This is a genomic window from Cellulomonas avistercoris (assembly GCF_014836445.1).
GTDB lineage: Bacteria > Actinomycetota > Actinomycetes > Actinomycetales > Cellulomonadaceae > Cellulomonas > Cellulomonas avistercoris.
The window spans coordinates 237,963-263,044 of record NZ_JACSQV010000004.1; the positions used below are offsets into that span (position 1 = coordinate 237,963).

General features: G+C 76.2%; 18 protein-coding genes. 6 read left to right on the top strand and 12 right to left on the bottom strand.

Annotated elements, in window-relative coordinates:
- Positions 1 to 21 precede the first annotated feature (21 nt).
- A complete protein-coding gene (locus H9657_RS06840) occupies positions 22 to 5,676 on the top strand; it encodes a carboxypeptidase regulatory-like domain-containing protein (protein WP_191781716.1) in 5,655 nt (1,884 codons plus the stop codon).
- Positions 5,677 to 5,767: 91 nt separating this feature from the next.
- Positions 5,768 to 6,538 carry a type I methionyl aminopeptidase gene (gene map, locus H9657_RS06845; protein ID WP_191781718.1) on the top strand — a complete coding sequence of 257 codons (771 nt, stop codon included), beginning with the start codon at positions 5,768 to 5,770 and terminating at the stop codon, positions 6,536 to 6,538.
- 27 nt (positions 6,539 to 6,565) lie between these two features.
- Here map and H9657_RS06850 read toward each other — a convergent pair whose 3' ends face one another.
- From H9657_RS06850 to H9657_RS06905, 12 genes are read right to left on the bottom strand one after another with little or no spacing between them, the layout of a single operon-like run.
- A complete protein-coding gene (locus H9657_RS06850) occupies positions 6,566 to 7,087 on the bottom strand; it encodes a hypothetical protein (protein WP_191781720.1) in 522 nt (173 codons plus the stop codon).
- Positions 7,087 to 7,620: a phage tail protein gene (locus H9657_RS06855; RefSeq protein ID WP_318241350.1), complete on the bottom strand. Its 534-nt coding sequence runs from the start codon at positions 7,618 to 7,620 to the stop codon at positions 7,087 to 7,089. The genes H9657_RS06850 and H9657_RS06855 overlap by 1 nt, the downstream gene beginning before the upstream one ends.
- Before the next feature lie 24 nt (positions 7,621 to 7,644).
- Positions 7,645 to 9,600, bottom strand: coding sequence for a putative baseplate assembly protein (locus H9657_RS06860; protein ID WP_191781722.1), 1,956 nt, complete (start codon positions 9,598 to 9,600; stop codon positions 7,645 to 7,647).
- Between the two features lies 1 nt (position 9,601).
- The gene (locus H9657_RS06865; protein WP_225214780.1) at positions 9,602 to 10,039 is read right to left on the bottom strand and encodes a GPW/gp25 family protein; all 438 of its coding nucleotides are present in this window, start codon (positions 10,037 to 10,039) and stop codon (positions 9,602 to 9,604) included.
- Positions 10,039 to 11,796 (bottom strand): phage baseplate assembly protein V, encoded by a 1,758-nt coding sequence (locus H9657_RS19600; RefSeq protein ID WP_191781725.1) that lies wholly within the window; start codon positions 11,794 to 11,796, stop codon positions 10,039 to 10,041. The genes H9657_RS06865 and H9657_RS19600 overlap by 1 nt, the downstream gene beginning before the upstream one ends.
- Positions 11,793 to 12,461, bottom strand: coding sequence for a CIS tube protein (locus tag H9657_RS06875; protein ID WP_191781726.1), 669 nt, complete (start codon positions 12,459 to 12,461; stop codon positions 11,793 to 11,795). The genes H9657_RS19600 and H9657_RS06875 overlap by 4 nt, the downstream gene beginning before the upstream one ends.
- Positions 12,461 to 15,526: a hypothetical protein gene (locus H9657_RS06880; protein WP_191781728.1), complete on the bottom strand. Its 3,066-nt coding sequence runs from the start codon at positions 15,524 to 15,526 to the stop codon at positions 12,461 to 12,463. The genes H9657_RS06875 and H9657_RS06880 overlap by 1 nt, the downstream gene beginning before the upstream one ends.
- Entirely contained in the window at positions 15,523 to 15,993 is a 471-nt protein-coding gene (locus H9657_RS06885) for a phage tail protein (RefSeq protein WP_318241351.1), read from the bottom strand. Before H9657_RS06885 ends, H9657_RS06880 begins: the two co-directional genes overlap by 4 nt.
- Positions 15,986 to 16,159: a DUF6760 family protein gene (locus H9657_RS06890; protein WP_177199566.1), complete on the bottom strand. Its 174-nt coding sequence runs from the start codon at positions 16,157 to 16,159 to the stop codon at positions 15,986 to 15,988. Before H9657_RS06890 ends, H9657_RS06885 begins: the two co-directional genes overlap by 8 nt.
- A 7-nt stretch (positions 16,160 to 16,166) precedes the next feature.
- Positions 16,167 to 16,628: a hypothetical protein gene (locus H9657_RS06895; RefSeq protein ID WP_191781730.1), complete on the bottom strand. Its 462-nt coding sequence runs from the start codon at positions 16,626 to 16,628 to the stop codon at positions 16,167 to 16,169.
- On the bottom strand, positions 16,625 to 17,104 hold the full coding sequence (locus tag H9657_RS06900) for a phage tail protein (protein WP_191781732.1): 480 nt from the start codon (positions 17,102 to 17,104) through the stop codon (positions 16,625 to 16,627). Before H9657_RS06900 ends, H9657_RS06895 begins: the two co-directional genes overlap by 4 nt.
- 34 nt (positions 17,105 to 17,138) lie before the next feature.
- Positions 17,139 to 18,707 (bottom strand): phage tail sheath family protein, encoded by a 1,569-nt coding sequence (locus tag H9657_RS06905; RefSeq protein WP_191781734.1) that lies wholly within the window; start codon positions 18,705 to 18,707, stop codon positions 17,139 to 17,141.
- A 300-nt stretch (positions 18,708 to 19,007) separates the two neighbouring features.
- Between H9657_RS06905 and H9657_RS06910 the strand changes: the two genes are divergently transcribed.
- The 4 genes from H9657_RS06910 to H9657_RS06925 all read left to right on the top strand — a co-directional run bounded on the left by H9657_RS06910 (position 19,008) and on the right by H9657_RS06925 (position 25,070).
- Complete coding sequence (locus H9657_RS06910; RefSeq protein ID WP_191781736.1) at positions 19,008 to 21,650, top strand: helix-turn-helix transcriptional regulator; 2,643 nt, start codon at positions 19,008 to 19,010, stop codon at positions 21,648 to 21,650.
- A 133-nt stretch (positions 21,651 to 21,783) separates the two neighbouring features.
- Entirely contained in the window at positions 21,784 to 23,001 is a 1,218-nt protein-coding gene (locus H9657_RS06915) for a toxic anion resistance protein (protein WP_191781738.1), read from the top strand.
- Between the two features lie 33 nt (positions 23,002 to 23,034).
- Positions 23,035 to 23,550 (top strand): hypothetical protein, encoded by a 516-nt coding sequence (locus H9657_RS06920; protein WP_191781740.1) that lies wholly within the window; start codon positions 23,035 to 23,037, stop codon positions 23,548 to 23,550.
- Positions 23,547 to 25,070, top strand: coding sequence for an AAA family ATPase (locus H9657_RS06925; protein ID WP_191781742.1), 1,524 nt, complete (start codon positions 23,547 to 23,549; stop codon positions 25,068 to 25,070). Before H9657_RS06920 ends, H9657_RS06925 begins: the two co-directional genes overlap by 4 nt.
- The last annotated feature ends 12 nt before the right edge of the window (positions 25,071 to 25,082 follow it).

Below are 25,082 nucleotides of genomic sequence, written 5' to 3' on the forward strand. Positions count from 1 at the left end.
ACGCGGGATCGGAGCACCGCAGTGAGCGACGCCTCCCGGCGCAGCACCGCCACCGCCCCGACCGTCACGGTCGGCGCCGCGGCGCACGGCTCGCCCGGCCGTGACGTGGACGTCGCCGTCCGCGTCCGCAACGTCGCCGACGTGCCGCTCGACGTGCACGTCCACGCCATCGGCCTCGAGCCGGCGTGGGCACCCGCCGCCGTGACGGTCCCGGGCCTCGCGCCCGGTGCCACCGCGGGCGCGACGCTGCGCGTGACGCCGCCCGCGGGCACCGCGGCCGGCAGCTACCCGTTCCTCGTGGTCGTCGAGTCCGCTGCCGGGCGCACGGTCACCGACGCCGTCCTCACGCTCGACGTGGCCGGCGAGCTCGTCGTGAGCATCGAGCCCGCCGACGCGCGCGGCCGCGCCCGGCGGCGCGTGGACGTCGTGCTCGCGAACACCGGTGCGGCCGCGACGTCCGCACGGCTGTCGGCCGTGGGGTCGGGCGTCGACGTCGACGTGCCGCTCGCACCCGTGCACGTCCCCGCCGCGGGCACGGTCCGGGTGCCCGCGGTGCTGCGGTCCGGCCACCGCTGGGTGGGCCGCGAGCAGCGCCACACGTTCCTGGTGACCGCGACCGGGCGCAGCGCACCGCAGGAGGTGCCGGGGACGTTCACGTCGCGCGCGTGGCTCGGGCCGACCGTGCTCAAGGTCGCGGCGGTCGTGGTCGTGCTGGCGCTGTGGGCGGCGGGTGCGCTCGTCGGCATCCCGCGCGTCGTCACGGCCCTCGGCGACCGGCAGGACGCCGCGGTGACGGCGGGCGACGGGCAGGACGGCGGCCAGGACGGCGCGCAGGACGGCAGCCCCGGCGGCGGCCAGGGCGACGGCCAGGGCGACGAGGCCGGCGCGCCCGGCCAGGACGCGTCGGACGCCCCTGCCGTCCCCACGTTGCGCGTCGCCGGGCAGGTCTCGGGCACGGACCCGGCCGGCGCCACCGTGCAGGTCGTGCCGACCTCGGAGCTGTGGGGCTCGACCGCCCCGGCGAGCGTGTCGAACGTCGCGGCCGTCGTGCAGACCGTCGCCCGCCCTGTGGGCGCCGGTTCCGTGGGCGCCGCCTCCGGCAAGCTCCTGGGCACCGCGCTGACGGTCGAGGGCACGGCCGCGACCGCGCAGCGCCTGCGCACCACGACCGACGAGGCCGGCACCTGGGCCTTCGCGGGCCTGTCCCCCACCACGCGCTACCTCGTGACCGTCGCCAAGCCCGGGTACGGCACGCAGCGGTACGTCCTGACGGGCGCCGAGCTGTCGGCGAACCCGCTGCAGACCGAGCTGCGCGCGGGCGACGGCGCCCTGCGCGGCGTCGTCACCGGCCCCGACGGGCCCGTCGGCGGCGTGGGCCTCACCCTCACCGACGGCACGACGACGGTCACGACCCGCACCGTCACCGAGGGCCGCGTGGGCACCTGGTCGGTCGAGGGCCTGAGCACGCCGAGCACCTACCTCGTGACGGCGTCGTCCGACCGGTGGGGCAGCACGTCGCAGCTCGTCACGCTCGGCGCCGCGGGCGAGCGCACGGTCGACCTCGCGGTGGAGCCCGGCCTGGCGTCCGTCACCGGCGCCGCGGTGGGCACGGCGACGCTCGGCGGCGTCGGCGGCATCGGCGGGCTGACCGTCACCGCGACCGACGGCACGGTCACGCGGACCGCCACGACCCTCACCGGCGACGACGCCGGCCGCTTCGTCCTGGCGGACCTGCCCGCCCCCGGCACGTACACCGTGACGCTCGGGGGCCCGGGCTACGCGACGGTGACGCGCGAGCTGGCCGTCACCGCCGCGGGCGTCGACGGCTGGGAGGTCGCCATGACGGCCGTGGGCGGCGCGGTCTCCGGCACGGTCCGCGGCGACGACGGCACGGGCATCACCGCCGCGGGCCTGACCCTGAGCGACGGCACCGAGACCTACAAGTCGATGTCGTCGTCGGACGGCAACGGCTCCTACCGGTTCGTCGGCGTCGCCGCCGGGACGTACGTGCTGTCCGCCGAGGCCTTCGGGCACGTCACGGGCTACGCGCAGGTCGAGGTCACGGCCGGCGGCACCGCGACGTCCGACCTCGTGCTGACGTCGGTCCCGGGCGACGGGCTCGTCGCGACCGCGGGGATCACGGGCCGCGTCACCGACGCGTCGACCGGCGGGCGCGTGCAGTGCCTGGCGACCACCGAGCCGTGCCTCGTCACGGTGACGACGACCGCGACCGCGCTCGACGGCACGACGCGCACGGTCGTCGCGACCGCGGGGCCCGACGACGCGTACGTCCTGCCCGGCGACGGTGACGGCGGCCTGCTGCCCGGCCGGTACACGCTGAGCGTGTCGGTGCCCGGGTACGAGAGCGGCACGGTCACCGTCACGGTGCCCATGGGTGCGGTCGTCGAGGCCGCGACCGTCGCGCTGACGCCGTCGCCGTCCCTCGTCGGCTCCGTGCTGCCGCGCGTCGGGGCCCTGCCCACGGACGTGTGCGTCGTCGCACGCCCGGCCGGTTCGACGACCACGTGCGTGCCCGCGACCACGACCTGCACGGCGGCCGACGCCCGCTGCGCGCGGCTCACGCAGGGCATGTACGAGCTGCGGCGCCTGCCCGCCGGGACGTGGGAGGTCGTCGTCGTGGGCCTCGACGCCGACGACTGGGTGACGCCCGAGCCCGCCGAGGTCGTGCTGCTACCCGGTGAGACCAAGCGCTACGACGCGACCGTCGAACGCCTCGGCATCATCCGGGTCACGACGCTGCGCGCCGACGCGACCGGCGCCATCGAGGTCGTGCGCGACGCGCCCGTGCGCGCCACGCAGCAGGTGGGCGGCACGACCGTGCGCACCGCCGTCAGCGACGAGCACGGCGTCGCCGAGCTGCGGGGGCTGACGCCCGGCACGTACGCGATCGTCACGACCGCGCCCGACGACCCGGGCGTGGACGTCACGGTCGAGCGCGACATCTCCCTGAACCAGCAGCTCGACGCGACCGTCGTCCTCGCCTCCCCCGTGGGCAACCAGGTCGTGCAGGTCGTCGTGCAGTCGGCGCACGACGCCTTCCAGGCGCTCGAGGGCGCGCAGGTCACCGTCACGGGCGTCGTCGGGTACTCCGGCACCACCCAGGTGCGCCGCAGCCAGACGTACACGACCGACGAGTCCGGCGAGGCGCTGGTGTGCACGACCGCGGCCGGCGCGTGCGCGGGGCACCCCGTGCTGGCGCTGGTGTCCGGCCAGGTGGACCTGGTCGTGCAGGCCGACGGCTTCGACACGCTGCGCCTCGACGGCGTCGAGCTCGGGGGCGTCGACCGCATGACCCTGACGCCGTCGTACCAGCTGCTCGACGCGTCGGTCGTGCTCGCCCCGCGCGTCACGACGCCGCCCGCCGTCACGTTCGAGCTGGTGTCCGCACCGCCCGGCACCGGCACGGTGCGTCTGACGCCCGCGGCGACCGGTGCCGACACGACCGTCGGCGAGGCGCCCGACGCACGTCCCGCGACGCGCGTCGCCCTGACCTTCGTCGACACCGTCCTCGGCGTCGAGAACCGGATCCGCCCGGGCACCTACCGCTTCGCCGTGCGCGCCCCCGGCTGGAGCGCCGCCACGGGGGGCGGCGAGCTCGTCGTCGAGGTGCCCTACCGCACGACCGGCGGCCCGGCCACGACGCGCTCCGAGACGGTCCTCCTGCGCGACGGCGGCGTGCGCGTCACGCTCGCGCCGGACGGTGCGGCGCCCCTGGCCGCCGCACGCGTCACGCTGTCGGCCGGCGGGACGGTCCTCGCGCAGCGCGACGTGAACGCCGCGACCGTCGTCGACCTCGGCGCCCGGCCGGTGGGCACCTACGAGGTGCAGGTGGTCGCCGCCGGGTTCCGCACGCCCGAGCCGGTCGGCGTCGAGGTCGTCGCGGGCACCGTCGCGACGCCGTCGGTCGCGCTCACCGGGCTGGGCCGCGTGCACGGCACGGTGTCCACGCGCCTGGCGCCGGGGTGGACCGTCGCCCTGCCGGGCGCCGACGTGCGCGGCGAGGGCCCCGCCGACGCGACGGGGGCCACGACGACCACGTTCACCGCCCGCTCCGACACGACGGGGGCGTACACGCTGGTCGGCGACCTGGACCGCGAGGGCCTGTGGGCGGGCGACTGGGACGTCACCGCCTCGGCCGAGGCGCACACCACGGCCACCGTGCCCGCCGCCGTCACGACCGGCACCACGACCTCGCACCTCGAGCTCGACCCGCTCGGCTCGACGCTCACCGTCCGCGTCACCGACGCGAGCGGCGCGCCGGTCACCGAGGGCCTCAACGTCCGCCTGGCGTACTCCGACCACGCCGTGACGATCACGCCGCCGACCGTCGTGGACGACGAGTTCGTGTTCGGCGGGCTGCTGCCGCTGACGTACACGCTGTGGGTGGTGCCCTCGACCACGGAGTACACGACCGTGAGCACGCGCGTCACGGTCGGCCCCGGCCAGCCGGGGCGCGTCGAGGTGCCGCTCGCGACTCCCACGGGCGCGGTGCAGGGCCAGGTGACCCAGGAGACGGCCGACGGTGCGAGCGTCGAGCTGCCGGGCGTCGTCGTGACCGCCACGCCGCAGGGCGCCACCGAGGGCGTCTCCGTCACCACCGGTCCCGACGGCCGCTACCTGCTCAGCGGTCTGGGTGGTGGCACGTACGCGCTGACGTTCGTCGCGTCGGGCGTGACGATCACCCGCGGCGTGCAGGTCGTACCCGGTCAGGGCACCGTGCTGGACGTGACCTTCCCGCTCGCGCGCCACGCGGTGACGGTGCAGCTCACGTCGACCATCGGCGCCGACCTGACCGGGGGGCTGGTGACCCTGACGTCGAGCACGGGCACCGTGCTCGGCCCGCAGCCGGTCGCACGGTCCGGCGCCCAGCACGTGACGACGTTCGCCCAGGTCCCGCCGGGCACCTGGACCGTGCGCGCCGCGGGCCCCGCGGGTCACCTGGCGAGCGTCGAGCAGACCGTCGAGGTGACGGGGCCGCGGACCGTGGCGCTCGAGCTGCGCGAGGTCGAGGTGCGGCTGCGGGCGACGGGCGGGGCGCCGTCCGTCGTCGTCCGCGTGGCACCGACCGTCGGCAGCCCGCTCGACGTGCGGCTGATCGACGGTGCGAGCGACTCGGTGCTGTACCTGCCCGGCACGACGAGCGGACCGGCGGCCCAGCTGACGGCCACCACGACCGCCGGGTGGCTGGTCGCGCTGTCGCAGTCGACGGTCCCGGCGAACGCCCGGCAGCTGCTCGTGACGGCGACGACGAGCCCGGTCCCGGCGGCCACGTCGGTGTCCGCGACGACGTCGGCGCCGGTCACGGTCGGCACCGACCTGACGGTGACGGTGCGCGTGACGACCGCGTCCGGGACACCCGCCGGGCAGGTGCAGGTCGCCCTCGGCTCGCCGCCCGTCTGGGAGACGGCCGTGGGCGCGACGCTCGTCGACGGCACCGCGACCGTCACGCTGCCGACCACCGGGTGGTCGCCGGGGAGCACCACGCTGCGGGTGCGGTACGTGCCGTCGGCCACGACGTGGCAAGCGTCGTCGACGACGGTGACCGCGCAGGTGCAGCCCGCGCCGCCCGCGCCGAGCCCGACCGACCCCGGCGGCGGGGACGGTCCGGGCGGTCCGGGCGGCCCGGCAGCTCCTGAGGCGCCCGGCGAGCCGTGACCCGCCGGGCGGGCCGCGCCCGCGGTGGGAGAGGATGGTGCGGCACGCGCGGCACCACGCGTGGCGCGACGCGACGACAAGGACACCCCACGTGATCGAGATCCTCAGCCCCTCCGAGGTGGCCCGCGCGCGGGACACGGGCGCGCTGGTGGGCGAGATCCTGCAGGCGCTGCGCCGCCGCGCCACGGTGGGCACCAACCTGCTGCAGATCGACCGCTGGGCCCAGGCGATGATCCGCGACGCGGGCGCGCAGTCCTGCTACGTCGACTACGCGCCGTCGTTCGGCCGCGGGCCGTTCGGCCACTACATCTGCACGGCCGTCAACGACGCCGTCCTGCACGGCCTGCCGCACGACTACGCGCTGCGCGACGGGGACCTGCTGACCCTCGACCTCGCGGTGTCGCTGCGCGGGATCGCCGCGGACTCCGCGATCAGCTTCGTGGTTGGCGGGTCACCCGCGCCGGCCGACGTCGCGCTGATCGAGGCCACCGAGCGCGCGCTCGCCGCCGGCATCGCGGCGGCGCGCCCCGGTGCCCGCATCGGCGACCTGTCGCACGCGATCGGCACCGTGCTCACCGGTGCCGGCTACCCCGTCAACACCGAGTTCGGCGGGCACGGCATCGGCTCGACGATGCACCAGGACCCGCACGTCGCCAACTCCGGCCGCCCGGGCCGCGGCTACCCGCTGCGTCCCGGTCTGCTGCTCGCGCTCGAGCCGTGGGTCATGGCCGACACCGACCGGCTCGTCACCGACGCGGACGGCTGGACCCTGCGCAGCGCGACGGGCTGCCGCACCGCGCACAGCGAGCACACGATCGCGATCACGGACGACGGCGCGGAGATCCTCACCCTCCCCCGCTGACCCGACGTCGGCGGGAGCGTGGATCCGTCAGGTCAGGACCACCATCGTCACGACGAACGCGACGCCCGCGCCCAGGAGCGCGGCGAGCAGCGCGACGACCCACGTGCGCGGGTGCGTGCACGGCACGGCCACGGGCACCTGGACGACCTGCGGCGCGGGCTCGGGCGCCGGGGGCGGCGCCGGCACGGGCGCGGGGGGCGGGGTCAGGTCGCAGCCGCAGCGCACGCACGGCCCGCGCGCGTGCGCGTTGTGCTCACCGCAGACGAGGCACGCGACGACGGCCCCCGCGAGCTCGCCCTCGACGCCCGGCGACCGGCGCGCGGGGCCCTGGTCGGCGTCCGGCGCGGCCGTCCGGGCACCGCCGCGGTCGGCCCAGAACAGCGGGAAGTCGCACTGCGGGCAGAACCCGGACGCGTCCCGGCGCAGCAGGTCCAGCGCCGCGCGCGTCCCGCACTCGGGGCACGTCACCGTGTCCGACCCGCCGCCGGGCGCACCGGCGCCCGTCGTGCGGCCCAGGCCGGGCACCGGCTCACGCATGACCTCGGTCATCAGGACTCCCCCTCCGGTCGGGGCCACACCGTGCGGCCCGCCACCACCAGCTCGACGTGCACGTGCGCCGGCACCTCGGCGCGCACCAGCTCGACCAGCTCGTCCTGCGTCAGCCGCCCGGTCGACGCGGCCTCGAGCCGCACCCACGCCGTGTCGGCCGGCTCGTCGCCCAGCGCGTGCACGCCGCCGCCGTCGACCACGTGCGCGGGCCCGCCGGTGTACCCCTCGAGGAGCACGCGCAGACCGTGGGCCGTGCCGCGCCACGGCAGCGCCGCCGCACCGGCGACCAGCAGGTCGCGCTGCAGGTCCTCCGGCAGGTCGGCGTCGAGGCCCGGCAGGCCGATCCAGCGCGCCAGGTAGCGCACCATCTCGGGCGGTGCGAGCCGGGGGTCCGCCAGGTACGGCAGGTTGTCCGGGTGCGCCAGCAGCGTCTCGGCCTCGGCCTGGAAGATCCGCACGAACCGCGAGAAGAAGTCCTCCGCGACCATGCCCGCGGGCAGCTGCGCGAGCAGCCAGTCCTCAGCGCGTCCCACGTCGGGCTCCCGTCGCCGCGGACCTCATCGGACGACCACGCGGTGCTCGGCCGACAGCAGCAGCGTGTCCGCGTCGATCGTCAGGGACTCGCGGCCCTCGCCGACGCGCCGGCCGTTGCGCAGGTCATAGCCGAACAGCGTGACCTCGTCGACGCCCAGGACGCCGTCGACGCCCTCGGCGACCTGCGCGACCGCGGTCGCGGTCAGCGTCTGCCCGAACGGCCAGCCGGTGCCCTGCGGCCCCCCGACCAGCGGGTGCACGAACCGCGTGAGCGCCTCGACGACGCGCTCGCGCACGGCCTGCACGGGCCGCCCGGGGATCGCGCGCACGAGCGCCGCGACGGACACCCCGTGGTAGAACGGCGCGCCGAGGCCCACGGAGACGCCGACGGTCCGGCGCAGGTCCAGCTCCGCCGCGACGACGTCGAGCAGCCGCGGCGAGAGCACGAAGTCGTCGATGGTGTGGGTGCGCGGGTCGCTGCGCACCTGCGGCACCAGCAGCACGTGCACGGGACGCGCGGGGCCGTCGGGCGGCACGGGCAGGCAGCGGGCGCGCGCGACCTCGACGGACGCCTGCCGGGCGACCTGCTCGAAGTCCGACGCGGTGACCGCACGCTGCCCGGTGCGCAGCGCCAGCGGGCCCCGGACCTTGGCCTCCTCGACCGTCTCGGCGTCGACGCCGCCCGTCGCGGGCACGAGGTTGGTGACCGAGCGCACCGACGGCAGCGCGGTGCGCAGCGACGTCACGGTGCGCGCCCCGACGTTGCCGGCGGACCCGCCGCCGGTCCGGTAGCCCGTGACGCGCACCTGCGCGCCGTCGGGCGGCACCGCGCCGTGCTGGCGCGAGCGGCCGTCGGGCTGGCGGACGGCGGGACCGAACCGCACCTCGCCCGTCGCGGAGTCCCACACGACGTGCCGGTCGTCCGGGCCGGACGCGGAGAAGTCCGGGACCTCGTCCCACTCGGTCGCGCCCGTGCGGTCGACGACGACGACGCGCTCGTCGCCGCGCCGCGTCGCGACCGGCGCCGCCGAGACCGCGAACCGCTGGCCCGGGCGCCCGTCGGAGCGCCCCAGCACCTCCGCGGGCATGGCCTGCGCGTGCTCGGCCGGCACGCTGACGCCGACCGTGCGGACCTGCACCGACCCGACCTGCGGTGACGCCTGGTACGCGGGACGACCGTCGGCGCGGTCGAGCAGGCGCGCGCGCAGCCAGTAGGCGGTCGTGCCCCCGATCGTCAGGGGCGCGTGCCGGTCACCGACGAGCAGCGTCACGGTGCCGTCGCGGTTGAGGCCGCCCGTGGTGTCGTCGTCGACGAGCGTGGGCACCCACGCCTCACCGGTCCACACCTCCCACGCCAGGGGCGGGCGCGTCGGGTCGACGCCGATGCCCTCGGCGTGCGCGGTCACGTCGAGGCGCAGCACGAGGTCCGCGAGCGGGTCGGCGCAGCCCAGGTAGAACGCGTCGCCGTCGCGGATGGGCGACGACGGGAAGCAGCGGACGCTCTCGCCCGGGACCTGCAGCGCCTCCCACACGTCGCCCGACGCGGCACCGTCGGGCCCGGCGGTGCGGGCCGCGACGAGGCGCGGCGGCACCGCGACGGCCTCGGCCGACGTCGCGAACACCACGGGCTCCTGCCCGCCGACCGTCACGGTCGAGACCGCGGTGCCCGCGGGGACGACCACGGGCTCGGTCGCGGGCGCCGCGAGGCGGAACGTCAGGCGCGTGTGCGCGACCGAGGGCGGGAACGGCTCGACGCCGACCAGGCCCAGGAAGTGCGCGTACATCCGGTCCGGCACCTGGTTGACCCGGTACAGCACCATCTCGCCGACCCACGCGAACAGCTCGACGAGCGCGACGCCGGGGTCGGACAGGTTGTGGTTGGTCCACTCGGGCGTGAAGCGCGGGATGAGGCGCTTGGTCTCGTCGACGATGTCCTGGAACCGGCGGTCGTCGAGGTTCGGCGGGTCGAGCGGCGGCATGTCAGGAGTCCTCGCGGGGGATCACGTAGAAGGGGAAGACCAGGTTGCGGCGGTCGTTGGTGGACCGGACCCGGTAGTCGATCTGGATGTGGAGCAGGCCCGAGTCGTCCGGGTCCTGCACGGGGCGCACGTCCTCGACGTCGACGCGCGGCTCCCACTGGGCGAGCGCGTCGCGCACGGCCTGGCGCACCAGGCCGACGAGGTTGGGGGTGATGGGCTCGAAGAGCAGGTCCCAGATGCGGCAGCCGAACGCGGGGCGCATGAGGCGCTCGCCGGGTGCGGTGAGCAGGACGACGCGCATGGCGTCCTCGACGTCGCCCGTGCCGTCGGTCATGGCGATCGAGCCGGTGTGGTCGACCGCGAACGGCCACGCGAAGCCGCGGCCGACGAAGTCCGCCGCGACCGTCATGCGGTCGCGGGTGTGCTGGAGGTCGCTCATCAGTTGATCGCCACGGGGTTGCCGACGACCTTGGTCGGGCCGGACGCCGAGACCTCGGCGGTGCCGCTGGCCTTGAGCGCGACCTGCGCGCCCGTGACCTCGACCTTCGCGGTGCCCTCGATCTTCACTGTCGTGCCCTTCAGCCGTAGCTCGTTGTCCGCCTGCACCGCGATGTCGGTGCCGCGCACGGTGACGCGTCCTGTGCCGTCCAGCTCGATCGACGACGACCCGGCGACGATGCGCAGCGGGATCTTCCCGACCTCGAGGACGGCCTTCTGCTGCGAGATCCGCAGCCCGTGGCCCGCGGTGCCGAGCGCGAGCTCGACGTACGCGTCGTCGCCGGACTCGCCGTCCCCCAGCACGAGCCGCTGCCCGTGGCGCGAGTGCATCGAGCGCACGCGCGGCCCGCCGTCGGCGCGGACCGTCTGCGGGGGCGGCGCGGACGCCGAGTGCAGGCCTCCGAGCACCACGGGCCGGCTGACGTCACCGCCCTCGAACGCGACGAGCACCTCGTCCCCCGGCTCGTGCTGCAGGACCATCCCGCCCGCGCTGCCGCCGCCGGGCGCGAGCACGCGCGCCCAGTCCGACGACGTGCGGTCCGACGCGGTCACGTACGTGACGCGCACGCGTCCCAGCCGGTCGGGGTCGTCGGTGCTGTTGACCGTGGCGACCACCAGGCCCGTGTGCCGCGCGGACCGCCGCTCCCCCACGCCGGCCGTCGCGTCGCGCAGGTGCACCGGCTCGCGGTCGCCCGCGACGAACGACGTGCGTGACGCGCGGCCGTCGAACCGGTGCTCGACCTCCTGCACGTAGTACGTGCCGTCGAGCGGGCCGCCCTCGGCGACCTCGACCTCGCCGCCGGGCACGACGCCGGGCAGCAGCGGCCCGCGGCCGTGCGCCTCGACGCGCCCGTGCCGCGCGGCGAGCGCCTGCGCGCGCACCTGCGCCTCCTCGGCCGAGCGCACCTGCAGCCCGCCGACCTGGATCTGCGGGGTCGCGCCGTGCGCGTCGACGCGCGCCGTGAACCCCGCGCGCGGCGCCGGTGCGTCGGCGGTCGCGCGCACGGCCGTCGTCGTCGCGGCGTCCCAGCCCTGCACGACGTACGTCGCGTCGGGCCGGCCGACCTGCCGCGCGGACAGCTCGTCGAGGTCGACGCCGACGGTCAGGCGCGTGCGGCGGGACCCCGACGCCGTCCCGGACGCCCGCTCCCACACGCGCAGCGTCGTGCCGTCGACGACCCAGTCCAGCCCGGACGCGACGGCCAGGTCGTCGATGAGGCCCAGCGGCGAGTCCGCCTGCAGGTGCCACGGCTCGGTCCGCGACGACGGCCAGCCCTGCAGGCTCAGCCGTGCCGAGCGCGCGAGCTCGGCGACCACCTGGGACGCGTCGACGTTGGCACGTGCGACGACGCTCGCGTCGGTGGTCAGCGCGTACGCGCCGTCGTGCGCCGTCACCGTCGTGGTGCTGCCGCGGTCGTCGGCGCGCGTGCCCAGCGCGGTGACCGTCCCGGTGAACAGGGACGTGCCGTCGGCGCGCACCTCGACGTCCTGCCCGATGGCCAGGCGCGACGTGACCAGCGCGTACCCGCGGTCGACGAACGTCAGCGACGCCCGCCCGACGGTGCGCACGCCCCGCTGCACGCGGACCTCGAGGAGGTCGGCGAGCTCGGTGATGCCCAGCGCACGCCCGCCCAGGCGCACGTCGAACGACGTGTGCGCCAGCGGGTTGAGCCGCGCGGTGCCGAGGTCGGTGCTCACGCGTCACCCCGCGGGACGGACAGCACCGTGCCGGGTCGCAGGTCCAGCGGGTCCTCGATGCCGTTGGCCTGCGCGAGCGCACGCCAGCGCGTCGGGTCGCCGTAGTGCTGCGCGGCGATGCGGTCGAGGGTCTCGCCCGCCTGCACGCGGTGCACGCGGTGCGGCTGCGGCGTGCCGGACGTCGGGTTCTGCGGGCCGAACGCGCGCGACGGCTCGTACTGCCGCAGCTCGAGCGCCGCGCGGGCGCGCAGCGGCGTGCCCGACGCCGAGAAGTACGTGAACGTCAGCTCGAGCGCCGCGACCACGGCCGTGAACGAGTGCAGGTCGCCCCAGTGGAACGTCACCGTGGGCGGGCGCAGGTTGCCCGTGGCCTCGTCGGCGCCCGGCAGCGACGGGTCGACCTCCATGAGCTCCAGCAGGCGCCCGGTGTGCCGGGTGACGTCCGAGCCGTCGTGCGTCGTGTCGAAGAACAGGTCGACCGACAGCACGCCGGACGACGAGCCCGCGTACCGCAGCCGCGGCACGCCGCGCCCGGGGCGCGGGTCGCCGACCCAGTGGTTCTCGCGCGTGAGCTGCAGCTGCGCCGGGTTGAACAGGCACGGCACCTTCTGCCCGCCCTCGATCTCGAGGAAGGCCTTGACCGGTGCCGTCGTCGTCGCCGCCATCAGAAGACCTCTCGCGTCTGGCGCCACGCGCGCCGCTCGTCCTGCTCGGCCAGCCGTGCCTCCACGACCCGCACGACCCGGTCGTCCAGCTCGTGCTCCAGCCACGACGTCAGCTCGGCGCGCAACCGCCGCTCGACGTCCGCCTGAGGGGTGCGTACCTCGTCGTGCACGGGGGTCCTCTCCTGGCCGAGCGGTGCGAGCCACCGCCGGACGACGGCCGGCCCGGACTGCTGGGCGGACGGGGCGGTGGACGCGGCCGGTCCGGGTGCCGGGCGCGTGGACGACGACGCCGTCGTCGGGGCCGACGCGGGCACCGGGGCGAACCCCGGGGCGGGGGCGTCGCGCCGCACGACCGTGCGCGGGGGCACCATCGTCAGGCGCCGGACGGGACCGGACGCGGCCGCGAACGCGGGTGCGGGTGCGGCCGCGGGCGGCGTCGTGGCCGGGAACGCGCGTGCGGCACCCGACGGCGTCGGGGGTGCGGCGAGCGGGTGCGCGTGCGGGTGCGCGAGCGGGTGCGCGGCGGCGTGCGGCGAGCCGGCGGCACCCGCCAGGGCCGCGGGCGTCGCACGACCGGGCGTCGACGTCGGCAGCGTGCCCGCGAAGCGCGACGCCCCCCGGCCGGCGCGGGCCACGGCCGGCAGCGTCGGTGCGCTGACGGCGGCGCGCAGGGCGGGTGCCCCCACGGCGGCGCCCACGCCGACCGGCTGCAGCGCGCGTGCGAACCCGCCCGCGCCCGCCAAGGAGGCGACCGCGGGGGTCCGCCGGACGGGTCCGCCCGTGCGCCGCGCCGACGAGGGCACCGGGCGCACCGGCGCGCGGTGACCGGGCACGGGGGGCGCACCGGTGAGGGTCGTCGCGGTGGTCGAGGTCGACGCGGTGGTCGAGGTCGACGCGGTGGTCGAGGTCGACGCGGCGGTCGAGGTCGACGCGGCGGTCGAGGTCGACGGGTGCGTCGGCGGCGCCGCCGGGGTCGACGTGGGCGTCACGCGCGTCGACGGGGTCGACGTGCTCGTCGGGAGCACCGCGGACGTCGTCTCCCGACCGGCGACCGTCGACCCGGCCGTCGCGGCGTGGTTCGCCGCGCGAGCGGCCGCGGCGACCGCAGTGGGCGCCGACGGCGCCACGGACCGGCGCACCGGTGCGGGTGGCACGTGCCGGCTCGCGTGGGCGGGCGCACCCGACGCCGTGCGGGCGCCGGCGCGGGCGCTGCCGGCGTGGACCGCCGCGGCGCCCTGGCGGCCGACCGGCAGTGCCGGGGTGCTCGTGCCCAGGCCCGTGCTGCGGCGCACGAGGCGGCGGCGGTGACCCGCACCCGGCAGCTGACCGCCGCCGGGCCGGGACCGCGGCCCGGCGGCGGTCGCCGCGAGCCTCGGACCGGCAGGCTGGAGCGCGGCCGGGCCCGACGCAGGCACGACGGGGCGGGGTGCCACCGGAGCAGCAGCGGGCAGGAGGCCCGGGATGGCACGGCCCGGCACCGACGTCCTCGGGGCGTGGACCGCCGGGGTCGAGGCCACCGGGGTCGAGGCCACCGGGGTCGAGGCCGCCGGGGTCGGAGCCACCGGAGTCGTGGTCCCCTGCGCGCCGGCGGGGCGGTCGGCCGTCGCGGGCGCGGAGGCAGCGCGGGCGCCAGGGGCGGACGCAGCGGCCACGGACGTCCGGGCCGCGACGGTCACGGGCGCGACGGTCACGGTGCCGCGCGGGGTCCGGGACCCGGCGCGCACCCCCTGGCCGGGTGCCGTCGAGACGCTCGCCACGGCAGCTGCCTGCGCGGACGCGGCCGTCGACCCGAGGGACAGCCGGCGCACCGCCACGGCCCGGCCACCGCCCGGCGCACCGACGGCGGGGGCTGCGGCGCGCACGTCCAGGTCGCGCGACCCGCGCAGCGCCAGCGCGGCGCGGCGCACCGGGCCCGCCAGCGCCGTCACCGCGGACGGCAGGCCGGCCGCGGCGCGGGGCGTCCGCGCGACGAACGCGCGTCCGGGCGCCGTCGCGCGGCCTCCGGGCATGATGACCGGACGCACGGGCGTCGCGTGGGCGGCCGGACCGGCCGCCGACGGTCCTGCCGCCGCAGCGATGGTCCCCGGAGCCGCCAGGGCGGGGGTTGCCGCCGCGGCAGCGGCAGGGATGCTCGCGGGTGCGTCGGTGCTCATGCCTGCGGCAGGTCGCACCTGTGCAGCAGGGCTCAGGGGTGCGGCAGGGCTCACCGGTGCGGCTGGGGTCGCGGGTGCGGCGGCCGACGTCACGGCGGCCGCCGTCACGGCGGAAGCGACGGACGCGGACGCGCTGCCGGACGGCGTCGCGGACGCGCGGGACGTCGGCAGGCCGCCGGAGGGCGCCGGTGCGGACGGTCGCACGGCCGGGACCACGGCACGTGCGGCGGCCCGGCGGCGCAGCGCGGCCCCGGCGTGGACCTGCCGGCGCACCAGGGCACCTGCGGGTCCCGGACGCGCGGGACCGACGGGCGTGCCGCCGGTGGCCGTCGTCCTCGTCGGCACCGCAGCGCCCGGCGCGGGGCGCGCGGGTGACGGCTGCTGCGGCGCCGACGTCGGCCCCGGGCGGCTCCGGGAGGCCCGCCGTCGTGGTGCGACGTCCGAGGGTGTGGTCATCGAGCCGACGGCGCTGACCGCGTCCGGCAGCCGCATGGGCACGACGCGCGGCGCGAGGCGCGCCTGCACGGCACCGGGCCGGTGGCCGCGCTCGTCGGGCAGCCGGTCGGCGGAGCGGGGCAGACCGCGCGGGCGGTCGCGGTGCGCGGCGACGACCACGTCGTCCTGCGCGGCCCGGGCGCGGCGCGTGGCCGCCAGGTCGCCGGACCACCAGCGCGGCGGGCGCACGTCGCCGGCCACGCGTGCCGCGGGGCCGGTCGCGGGGCCCGCGAGCGCGCGGCGCACGGCGACGGGCCGTCCCGACCCGGCGGCGAACCGGGCCGCGGCCGACGCGAGCGAGCCGATCGCGGCGGGACGCGGACGCGCGACGGGACCGGGCCGCCGCCACCGCTGCGCCACGCCCGCGCCGAGCGGGGTCGCCGGAGCGGCCGCCGGCTGCGCGCCGGCGGCCGTCATCGCGTCACCGCGCGGAACCCGTGGTGCGCGACCTCGAGCGACTCGGTGAGGGGCGCGTCGGAGTCCGCCGACAGCGACGGTCCCGTCCAGCTGACCGCGAACGCGCCGTCGATCTCCCACGAGCGCATGCGGTTGCCGCGGTCGTCGATGACGGTCACGGCGCCGGTGGCGCGCGTGAGCGTGTCGTCGTTGCCGGCGAACCCCTGGCCGGACGACTGCTGCACCCAGCCGAAGAGCGCGTCGGACTGCACCATGCCGCGCGTGAAGACCAGGTGCGGCCAGCGCATCACGCCGGGCAGCTGGTGCACGTACCCGTTCTGGCCCCCTTCGACGTGCTCGACGACGTCGACGTCGAGGCGCAGACCCTGCACCTCGCGGAACGTGCCGATCTCCACGCCGTCGACCTCCAGCAGGAACCTGCCGGAGGTCGTCGGACCACCACCGCCCAGGGGCGTCTGCTCAGACACTCTCGCGCACCGCCTCCCACGCCTGCTCGTTCATCGCCGCGACCGCCCGGACCATGCGGACCCTGTCGAGGTGCTCGAGGTCCAGCAGGTCGTCCAGCGGCCAGTGCAGGTGGTACGCCAGGTAGGCGATCTCCTGCCAGACCGCGTCGACGGGGTAGCGCAGCACGGTCCGGTCACCGCGTCTCGGCCGGGAGCTCCTCGATCGCCGAGCGCACGGGACGCGCGGTCGGCACGAGGCCCGCGTCCGGCACGTCGGCGACCGGGGCCGGCTCCTCGACCGCGGCCGGCGCCGCGGGCGCGACGTCGTCCTGCCCGGCGAGGAACTCCTCGATCTCGGCCGGGGTGCCGAAGTTGATGACGCCGTAGAAGTCCTGCAGGTACGCCAGGTCGGCGGCGAACAGGCCCTCGATCTCGTGCGTCGTCACCAGCTCCAGCGAGCCCAGGCGCTCGACGACCCGGGCGAGCACCACGACGGTCAGCCGCGGGTCGTCCGGACCGCTGATCGTGGGGTCGCGCAGCGGCTCCAGCTCGTCGCGGGCCGTCGCCAGGCGCATGACGCCCTGGTGGTGCCACGCCCCCTCGCGGTCGACGTAACCGCGAGGGAGCGTGAACTCGTACCGGGTGCGCAGGGTCACTTGACCCGCTCGAGCCGCTCGATGACCAGCGAGACGGTCTCCTTGATGGCGTCCGACCCGTCGACCGACAGCTGGTCGGTCGAGATCTTGCTGGGCCAGCCGTTGAAGAAGTTGAACCGCGCGACCTCCTTGGCACCGGCGTCGTACAGCACGACGGAGCCGTTCTTGCGGTTCTGGGCGCGGTCGCCGGACAGGCCGCCGTCGCGGACCGCCTTGAACCACTTCCACAGCGCGTCGTTCGTGATGTCGCCGGGGGCGACGCGGGTCAGCTGCAGGTCGGGGACCTCGACGGTCTGGCCGAGGAACTTGACCTGCTGCTTCTTGCCGTCGGCGCCGATCTGGGTGACCTTGCCGACGCCGACCTCGACGTCCAGCCCGGACACCGAGATGAGGGCGGAGACGACCTGCCCGTCGATCTCGAGGAAGAAGTTCTGGGAGACGATCGGGTCGGCGCTGAACAGTCCGTTGCTTGCCATGCGGTGCTCCTGTGGTGGTCGGGACGCTCAGCCGTCAGGCCGCGCTCTGCTTGTTCTGGCTGATGCGGAAGACGACGAACTCGGCGGGCTTGACGGGTGCGAGCCCGACCTCGACGACGAGGCGGCCGGCGTCGATCGACTCCGGGGTGTTGGTCGTCTCGTCGCAGCGGACGAAGAACGCCTGCTCGGCGGTCGACCCGAACAGGGCGCCGGACTGCCACAGGCCGTGGAGGTAGCCCGTGAGGGTCCGCTTGACGCCCTCCCACAGGGTCACGTCGTTCGGCTCGAAGACGGCCCACTGGGTGCCCTCGAGGATCGTCGACTCGACCATGTTGAACAGGCGGCGCACGTTGACGTACTGCCAGTCGGTGTCCGACGTGAGCGTGCGGGCACCCCAGATGCGGATGCCGCGCGTGCCGAACGGGCGGATGGCGTTGACGCCGATGGGGTTGAGGAAGCCCTGCTCGCTCTGCGACACGGCGCGCTCGACGTCCAGGACGCCGCGGATCGTGTCGTTGGCCGGGGCCTTCCACACGCCGCGCGTCTCGTCCGTGCGGGCCCAGACGCCGGCGACGTGGCCCGACGGCGGGATCACGATCTCGGCCGACGCACCCGAGCCGAGGGGGTTCTCGACCTTGATCCAGGGGTAGTACATGGTGGCGAACGCCGAGTCGTACTGCGCGACCTCGGAGCGCCACTCCTTGACCTGCTGCGGCGTCATCCCGGGGGGCGCGTCGAGCAGGGCCATGCGGTTGGCGTGCAGCTCGCAGTGCGCGATGAGCGCCGTCTGCACGGCCTTCCACAGGCCGAGGTCGAGCGTGCCGTCCTCGCGGGTGGCGGCGGTGACCAGGTCGGGGACGGCCACGATCGTGACGTCCTCGGCGATGGCCAGGCCGTTGATGCCGGTGCGGGCGGCCTCGGAGCCGGCGAACTTGCGGCCCGTGACGGGCACCTTGACCGGCTCGGCCTGCTGCAGCTCGTACGTGCCGGGGCGCATCAGCTCGAGCTGGCTCGACAGGTCCGTGGCGTCGTCGAGCCGGATCTCGAGCTTGACCTTGGTGGACGTCTTGTTGACGACGGTCGCCGCGTCGCGCGGACCGCCGAGGCTCAGGCCGGGGAAGGTCTCGACGGCCTCGCCGCCCTCGACCACGGTGAGCGTGAACGTCGTCGGACCCTCGAGGTCCTCCGGGGCGTCGTCGCTCTGCACGACGACGGACAGCGGCGCGTCGGGCTCGACGGACTCCACCGACACCGGCAGGCCGAGCGCGCGGTCGGCCGCGGGCAGCTCGAGCGTCGCGGGCTTGCCGGAGGGCTCCGCGTTGGGGACGCGCACGATGTAGGCCATCGTGCCGCCGTTGAGGAAGTACCCGTAGACGGACAGCGGCAGCATCGCGCCCTCGACGAAGCCGCCGTACAGGGCCTCGTACTGGGTCCAGCTGGTCACCAGCCGGGGAGCGAGACCCTGCGGGTCGGCCGGGTCGTCCGACGGGGCCTGGGCGGTGAAGCCCACGAAGGCCGTCACGGCGGTGGGTGCCGAGGACAGCACCTTCTGGGACGAGGGGATCTCCTCGACGTACACGCCGGGCGCGGTATAGGTGGGCACTGGTGGGTCCTTCTCTCGGTCGTGAGGTCCCCGCGCGGCGGCCGGTCGGGATCCGGCGTGCTGCGGGTCGTCGTGAGGCTAGGCAGCGCCGCCAGGGCGGGACATCGGTAATCGCTACCGAGGTTCTGCCGACCCCCCGCCGACGGGCGTCGGAGTGACCCCCGGACGGGTGAACTACGTCACCTGGACGAGCGTTCAGGCAGCCTTCGTCGCACTTGCCCGTCTCGCTCACCGGAACGCCGTCGCCCCTGGGACCTGCGCCGACGACGTTCGTCCCACGCACCACCGCTCGGAGCCGCTATGCCCAGGTCAGACGCCCGCAGAACCGCCGCACGCGCACGCGCGTCCGCGACCGTCCCGACGCCCCGGCGGCTCCCCTCACCGCCGACGGCCGCCCCGGCGACCGTGCTGCACCCCGACGCCGTCGACCGTCTGACGGCGTCCCTCGCGGCCGGGCGCAGCGTCCTGGTCGTCGGTGAGGCCGGGTCCGGCAAGACGCACGCCGTCGCGCGGGCCGTCGACCGGCTGCGCGCCGAGCACGACGACCTGCACGTCGTGCACATCAGCGGCACGGGCACCCACGACGGGCTTCCGCTCGGTGCGCTCGAGCCGCTGCTGGACGAGCCCGGTGCGGCCTTCGGTGACCTCGCCGGGACCCTGCGCTCGCTCGCCGCGAACCTCGAGCGCCGCCGCGGCGGCGGCCGGCTCGTGCTGCGCGTCGAGGACGCCCACCGGCTCGACGACGCGTCGGCCCGCGCGCTCGACTGGCTGGTGCGGCAGGACGCGGTCCAGGTCGTCGCGACCCTGCGGCAGAGCTGGGCGGCGCGCGCGCCGTGGGCCGCGCTGTGGAAGGACGACGTCGTCGAGCGGCTCGACGTCGCACCGCTGACCCGGGAGGCCGCCGCGCGGTGGCTGACCGCCGAGCTCGGCGCCCCGGTCACCGCGGACACCGCCGACCGCCTGTGGCGCACGGCGGGCGGCAGCGCGACGCGCCTGCGCGAGGCCGTGCACGACGCGCAGGCGTCCGGCGCGCTGGAGCAGCGCAACGGTGCGTGGGTGTGGCGCGGCGGCCCGCAGGGACGCTCGCGCACGCTCGACCTGGCCGAGCTGGACCTGCAGGGCGTCAGCACGCAGGGACGGGCCGCCCTCGAGGTCTGCGCCGTGGTCTGCCCGGTCGCGCTCGACGTCCTGCTCGACCTGGTGCCCGCGGCCGCGGTCGACGAGCTCGTCCTCGCCGGTGCGGTCACCCTGACGACGGCGGCGACGCTCACGGGCGGCACGGTGCGCGTCGTCGACCTCACGATGCCGGCCTACGCCGACGTGGCGCGCGCGTGGATCCCCGCGTCGCGCCAGCGCGAGCTGCTGCAGCGCGCGCTCGAGGCACCGGTGGCCCACGGGGTCGCGGCCACGTCGCTCATCCGCTCGGTCTCGCTCGCGATCGACCTGGGGATGGACGTGCCGCCGGCGCGCGTGCAGGAGGCGCTGACGGCGGCGTTCGCGATCAGCCAGTACGACTCGGTCGTCATGCTGGCGACCGGGGTGCTCGCGTCGTCCCCCGCCGGTCACGCCGCGGCGCAGCTGCACGCGCTGCGCGGCGACGCGCGGGTCATGCTCACCGAGCTCGCCGACGCCGAGCGGGACTTCTCGCGCGCGGCCGAGCTGCTGGCCGAGGGTCCGTTCGACGTCGCGAGCACCACCCTCCTGCTGCACGTGGCCGACATGGCGGCGCTCGTGGCGCACCGGCGCCTGGAGGACGTCGACCGCGCGCTGGCGCGCCTCGACGAGATCGTGCGGCCGCTGCACGCCGCCGACCCGGTGCTGCCCGTGCTGCGCTGGCGCGACGAGGTGGAGGTGACGCGGCTGACGCGGCTGGGGTACGCGGGCCGCCTCGAGACGATCGACGCCGCGCTCGTCGCCCTGGAGGGCGGCGCCCACCCGGCGCGTCGCGTGTCGCTCGCTCCCCCGACCGCGATGGGGCTGGGCGAGAGCGGGCGGCTGCACGAGGCCTTCGCGCTGTGCACGCGGTTCGGCGAGATCGCGGCCGCGCACGAGGACCAGCACCGCTGGGGACGCGGCGAGGTGCTCGTCGCGACCTTCTTCACGCTGCTGTGGTCGGGCGAGGTCGAGGCGGTCCGGGCCGCGCTCGCGCCGACGGCCGACGACACGCCCATCGCCGTCGAGTGGTCGACCGTGCACACGGCCCTGGGCCTGCTGGCGATCGCCGACGGCTCGTGGAACGACGCCCGCACGCACCTGGCGACGGCCCGCGCGCGCTTCGACGAGACCGACCTCACCGGCCTGGCGTCGTACTCGCTGACGGCCGAGGCCACGGCCGCCGCGGCGTGCGGGGACACCGCGGCGGCGCGCGACCTGCTGGAGCAGGCCTCGCGCGCGTCGGTCGGCTCGGCCCGGGCGATGGAGGGCGACCTGCGCGTCCGTCGTCTGGACGCGCTGGCGTGGCTGCGCAGCGCCGACCTCGTGACGGAGGCCCGCGGGGTCGCCCGCTGGGCCCGCGAGCGCGGTGCCGCACGCGTCGAGCTCGAGGCGCTGCACCGCTGGATCGACGCGACCCGACGCGTGGGCGGCCAGGCCGACCCGACCCTCGTGGCCCGCGTGCGGGACCTGGGGGCGGTCTGCGACGGCGCCCGCTCGGCGGCGCTGGTCGCGCACGTCGAGGCGCTCGCGGCGCAGGACGCCGACCTCGCCCGCATCGCCGAGCGCGAGCTCAACCGCCGCGGGCTGTGGCTGCCGCCGCTCGGCGCACCGGTCGCGCTGACGTCGCGCGAGCAGGAGATCGCGTCGCTGGCGGCCGGCGGCCTGACGAGCCGCGCGATCGCGCAGCGCCTCGTGCTCTCGACGCGCACGGTCGACTCGCACCTGTCGCGCGTGTTCGCCAAGCTCGGCGTGCACTCGCGCGAGGAGCTGGCGAACGTCCTGCGCTGACGTGCACCCGCCGGGTGGAACTCCGCCCGGCGTCCGGGCGTTCTGATCAGCACGACCGGGCGTTCCGGTACCGTGACCAGCGCCGTCGCCGGACGGCCGCACGCGCCACCAGCGCCTCCCGGGAGGACCTTCGATGACCGAGCCCACCCCGCTGCAGCCGCCCGCGTCGAGCGGGGCGTTCGCGCTCGAGGCGCCCGCGCCCGTCGCGCCCGTGGCCACGCACGACGCCCCCGCGATGGCGCCCCGCGTCGACCCCGCGGCGCTGCCCGGCCTCGACGCCAAGGTCGGCGCGTACCTGAGCAGCCTCGACTCGGCGCAGGCCGGCTCGCCGGAGTTCGCCGCGAAGGCCGACGACGTGCGCCTCATGGGCGACTCGGACATCCGGCAGGCCGCGGACACGTCGAACCGCCTGCTGCAGGTGCCCGTGCGCGAGCTGCGCGAGGGCGGTGTCTCCGGCACGTCGCAGGTGTCGAAGTCGCTGCTGGACCTGCGCCGCACGGTCGAGGACCTCGACCCGTCGGAGAAGACGGTCGGGCGCAAGCTGCTCGGCTTCCTGCCGTTCGGTGACACGCTCACCGACTACTTCCGCCGCTACGAGAGCTCGCAGAAGCAGATCGACGCGATCGTCAAGGCGCTGTACCGGGGTCAGGACGAGCTGCGCAAGGACAACGCCGCGCTCAACCTGGAGAAGCAGAACCTCTGGGACACGATGGGCCGGCTCAACCAGTACATCTACGTCGCGAGCTCGCTGGACACGCAGCTGTCCGCGAAGATCGCGCAGCTCGAGGTCGCCGAGCCCGAGCGCGCGCGGGCCCTGCGCGAGGACGTGCTCTTCTACGTCCGCCAGAAGCACCAGGACCTGCTGACGCAGCTCGCGGTCTCCATCCAGGGGTACCTGGCGATCGACATCATCATCAAGAACAACATCGAGCTCATCAAGGGCGTCGACCGCGCGACGACCACGACGGTCTCGGCGCTGCGCACCGCGGTGCTGGTCGCGCAGGCGCTCAACAACCAGAAGCTCGTGCTCGACCAGATCACGGCGCTGAACACGACGACGTCGAACATGATCGCGTCGACGTCCAAGCTGCTGCGCGAGCAGTCGGTGCTCATCCAGCAGCAGGCCGCGAGCGCGACGATCGGGCTGCCGCAGCTCCAGCAGTCGTTCTCCGACATCTTCGCCGCGATGGACTCGATCGACACGTTCAAGGTGCAGGCGCTGGACTCGATGGCGCAGACCGTCGGCGTCCTGGAGACCGAGACCGCGAAGGCGAAGCAGTACCTCGACCGCGTGTCGCGCGCCGACCGCACCGAGGTCGCGAGCGGGTCGCTCGACCTGGGCCTGCGCTGACCGGGTGCCACGGACGGGGGAGGTGAGCGGCCGGTGAGTGCTCTCGGCGACCTCGTCGCGCGCCTGCTCGGCCGCCGGCCGCGCCACGTCGTCGTGCTCGAGGAGGACCCGGTCCCGACGGCCGAGCAGATCGCCACGGCCGTGCGGGACGTCGAGGCGAGCATCGAGGGGCGTGTCCCCGCCGCGGTGACCGCGCGCGTGCACCGCATCACCGGGACCGTGGAGGACATGGTGCCGCGCCTCGACCGGTTCGGGGTCGGCGACCGGCAGGCGTACACCGTGGTCGCGACGGCTACGAGTTACCTGCCCGAGGCCGTCGAGGGCTACCTGCGCCTGCCGCGCGACTTCGCCGACCGCCGCGTGGTGTCCCGCGGCAAGACCTCCCTCATGCTGCTGTGCGACCAGCTCGACCTGCTGGCCGTGACGCTGGAGAAGATCTCCGACGCCGTGTACCGGGCCGACGCGCAGGCGCTGGTCGCGCACGGGCAGTTCCTCGCCGAGAAGTTCGGGCAGTCGTCGCTCGACGTGCCCGGGACGGGAGCACCGTGACCGGGTCCACGACGGACAGCCTCGCCGCCGGGCTGGACGCGCTCGTCGCCGTCGGGCGCGCGGCCGGGCTGGACGCCGCCGCGGTGCGCGACGAGGGCGAGCGCCTCGCGGCCGCGGTGGCGGAGTCCGCGCCGGGCGCGGCACAGGCGTGGCTCGACGTGACGGGCCGCGACGCGACCGCGCTCACCGACTTCTTCGCGGCCGCGGGGTCGGCCCGCCGGTGGCGGCACGCCCCGACGGACCTGCTGACGACGCTCATCGCGGCACGCTCCGGGCACGCCGCCCCCTACGCCGACGCCCTCGCGCACGTCGTGTCGGCCGCCTGCGACCAGGGCACCCCCACCCTCGAGGTCGTCGCGGCCGCCTCCGTCACCGCCGCCGTCCAGCGCGCCGCCGCCGCTACCCCCTTCTCCCCCACCCCCACCCCTCTCTCCCCCCTCCCCCCGGCCGCGAGAGAGCAATCCAGCTCCCCCACCCCCACCCCCCTGGGCGCGAGAGAGCAATCCAGCTCAACCGAACCCGGACCGGATCGCACTCTCACCACCGGGGTGGAGGGCGGCGGCACCGCCGAGAAGTCGTTCGACGAGCTGCTCGCCGAGCTCGACGCGCTCGTCGGGCTCGACCGCGTCAAGCGCGAGATCCGTCAGCAGGCCGAGGTGCTGCGCGTCGAGCGCCTGCGCACCGACGCGGGCCTGACGCGCCCGTCGCTGACGCGGCACCTCGTGTTCGTCGGCAACCCCGGGACCGGGAAGACGACGGTCGCGCGGCTCGTCGCGGGGCTGTACCGCGCGCTCGGGCTGCTGAGCAGCGGGCACCTGGTCGAGGTGGACCGCTCCGAGCTCGTCGCCGGGTACCTGGGCCAGACGGCCACCAAGACGACCGAGGTCGTCACCAAGGCGCTCGGCGGTGTCCTGTTCATCGACGAGGCGTACTCCCTGGCGGAGGACCAGTACGGCGCCGAGGCCGTGAACACGCTGGTCAAGGACATGGAGGACCACCGCGACGAGCTCGTCGTCATCGTCGCCGGGTACCCGCTGCCGATGGCACGGTTCCTCACCACCAACCCGGGCCTCGAGAGCCGGTTCGCCACGACGATCGCGTTCGACGACTACACCGACGCGCAGCTGCGCGAGATCTTCGCGCTCGCCGCCCGCAAGGCCGACTTCGAGCCGTCGACCGAGGCGCTCGACCTCGTCGAGCAGATCGTCGCGGCCCAGCCGCGGCACGAGGGGTTCGGCAACGGGCGCCTCGCGCGCAACCTGCTCGACCGCGCGGTGCTGCGGCACGCGTGGCGTCTGCGGGACGTGCCGGCCCCGACCGTCGAGCAGCTGCGCACGCTGCTGCCGGCGGACCTCGCGACGGACGTCGAGGACGTCGCGACCGACCTGCCCGTGCCCGACGGGCCGCCCGCCGACGTGCCGCCCGCCGACGTGCCGGCGCCCGACGGCCCGGACGGGCCGCCCCCGCCCGCCGACGCCCCCGGCAGCACCCCCGCCCCCCGCACCGAGGAGCCCGCGTGACCACGACCGTCG

Coding starts and splice junctions, on each gene's coding strand:
- H9657_RS06850 (WP_191781720.1), bottom strand. CDS start 7,087: ATGACCGAGGTCATGCGTGAGCCGGTGCCCGGCCTGGGCCGCACGACG.
- H9657_RS06860 (WP_191781722.1), bottom strand. CDS start 9,600: ATGCCGCCGCTCGACCCGCCGAACCTCGACGACCGCCGGTTCCAGGAC.
- H9657_RS06865 (WP_225214780.1), bottom strand. CDS start 10,039: ATGAGCGACCTCCAGCACACCCGCGACCGCATGACGGTCGCGGCGGAC.
- H9657_RS06875 (WP_191781726.1), bottom strand. CDS start 12,461: ATGGCGGCGACGACGACGGCACCGGTCAAGGCCTTCCTCGAGATCGAG.
- H9657_RS06880 (WP_191781728.1), bottom strand. CDS start 15,526: ATGACGGCCGCCGGCGCGCAGCCGGCGGCCGCTCCGGCGACCCCGCTC.
- H9657_RS06900 (WP_191781732.1), bottom strand. CDS start 17,104: ATGGCAAGCAACGGACTGTTCAGCGCCGACCCGATCGTCTCCCAGAAC.
- H9657_RS06910 (WP_191781736.1), top strand. CDS start 19,008: ATGCCCAGGTCAGACGCCCGCAGAACCGCCGCACGCGCACGCGCGTCC.
- H9657_RS06915 (WP_191781738.1), top strand. CDS start 21,784: ATGACCGAGCCCACCCCGCTGCAGCCGCCCGCGTCGAGCGGGGCGTTC.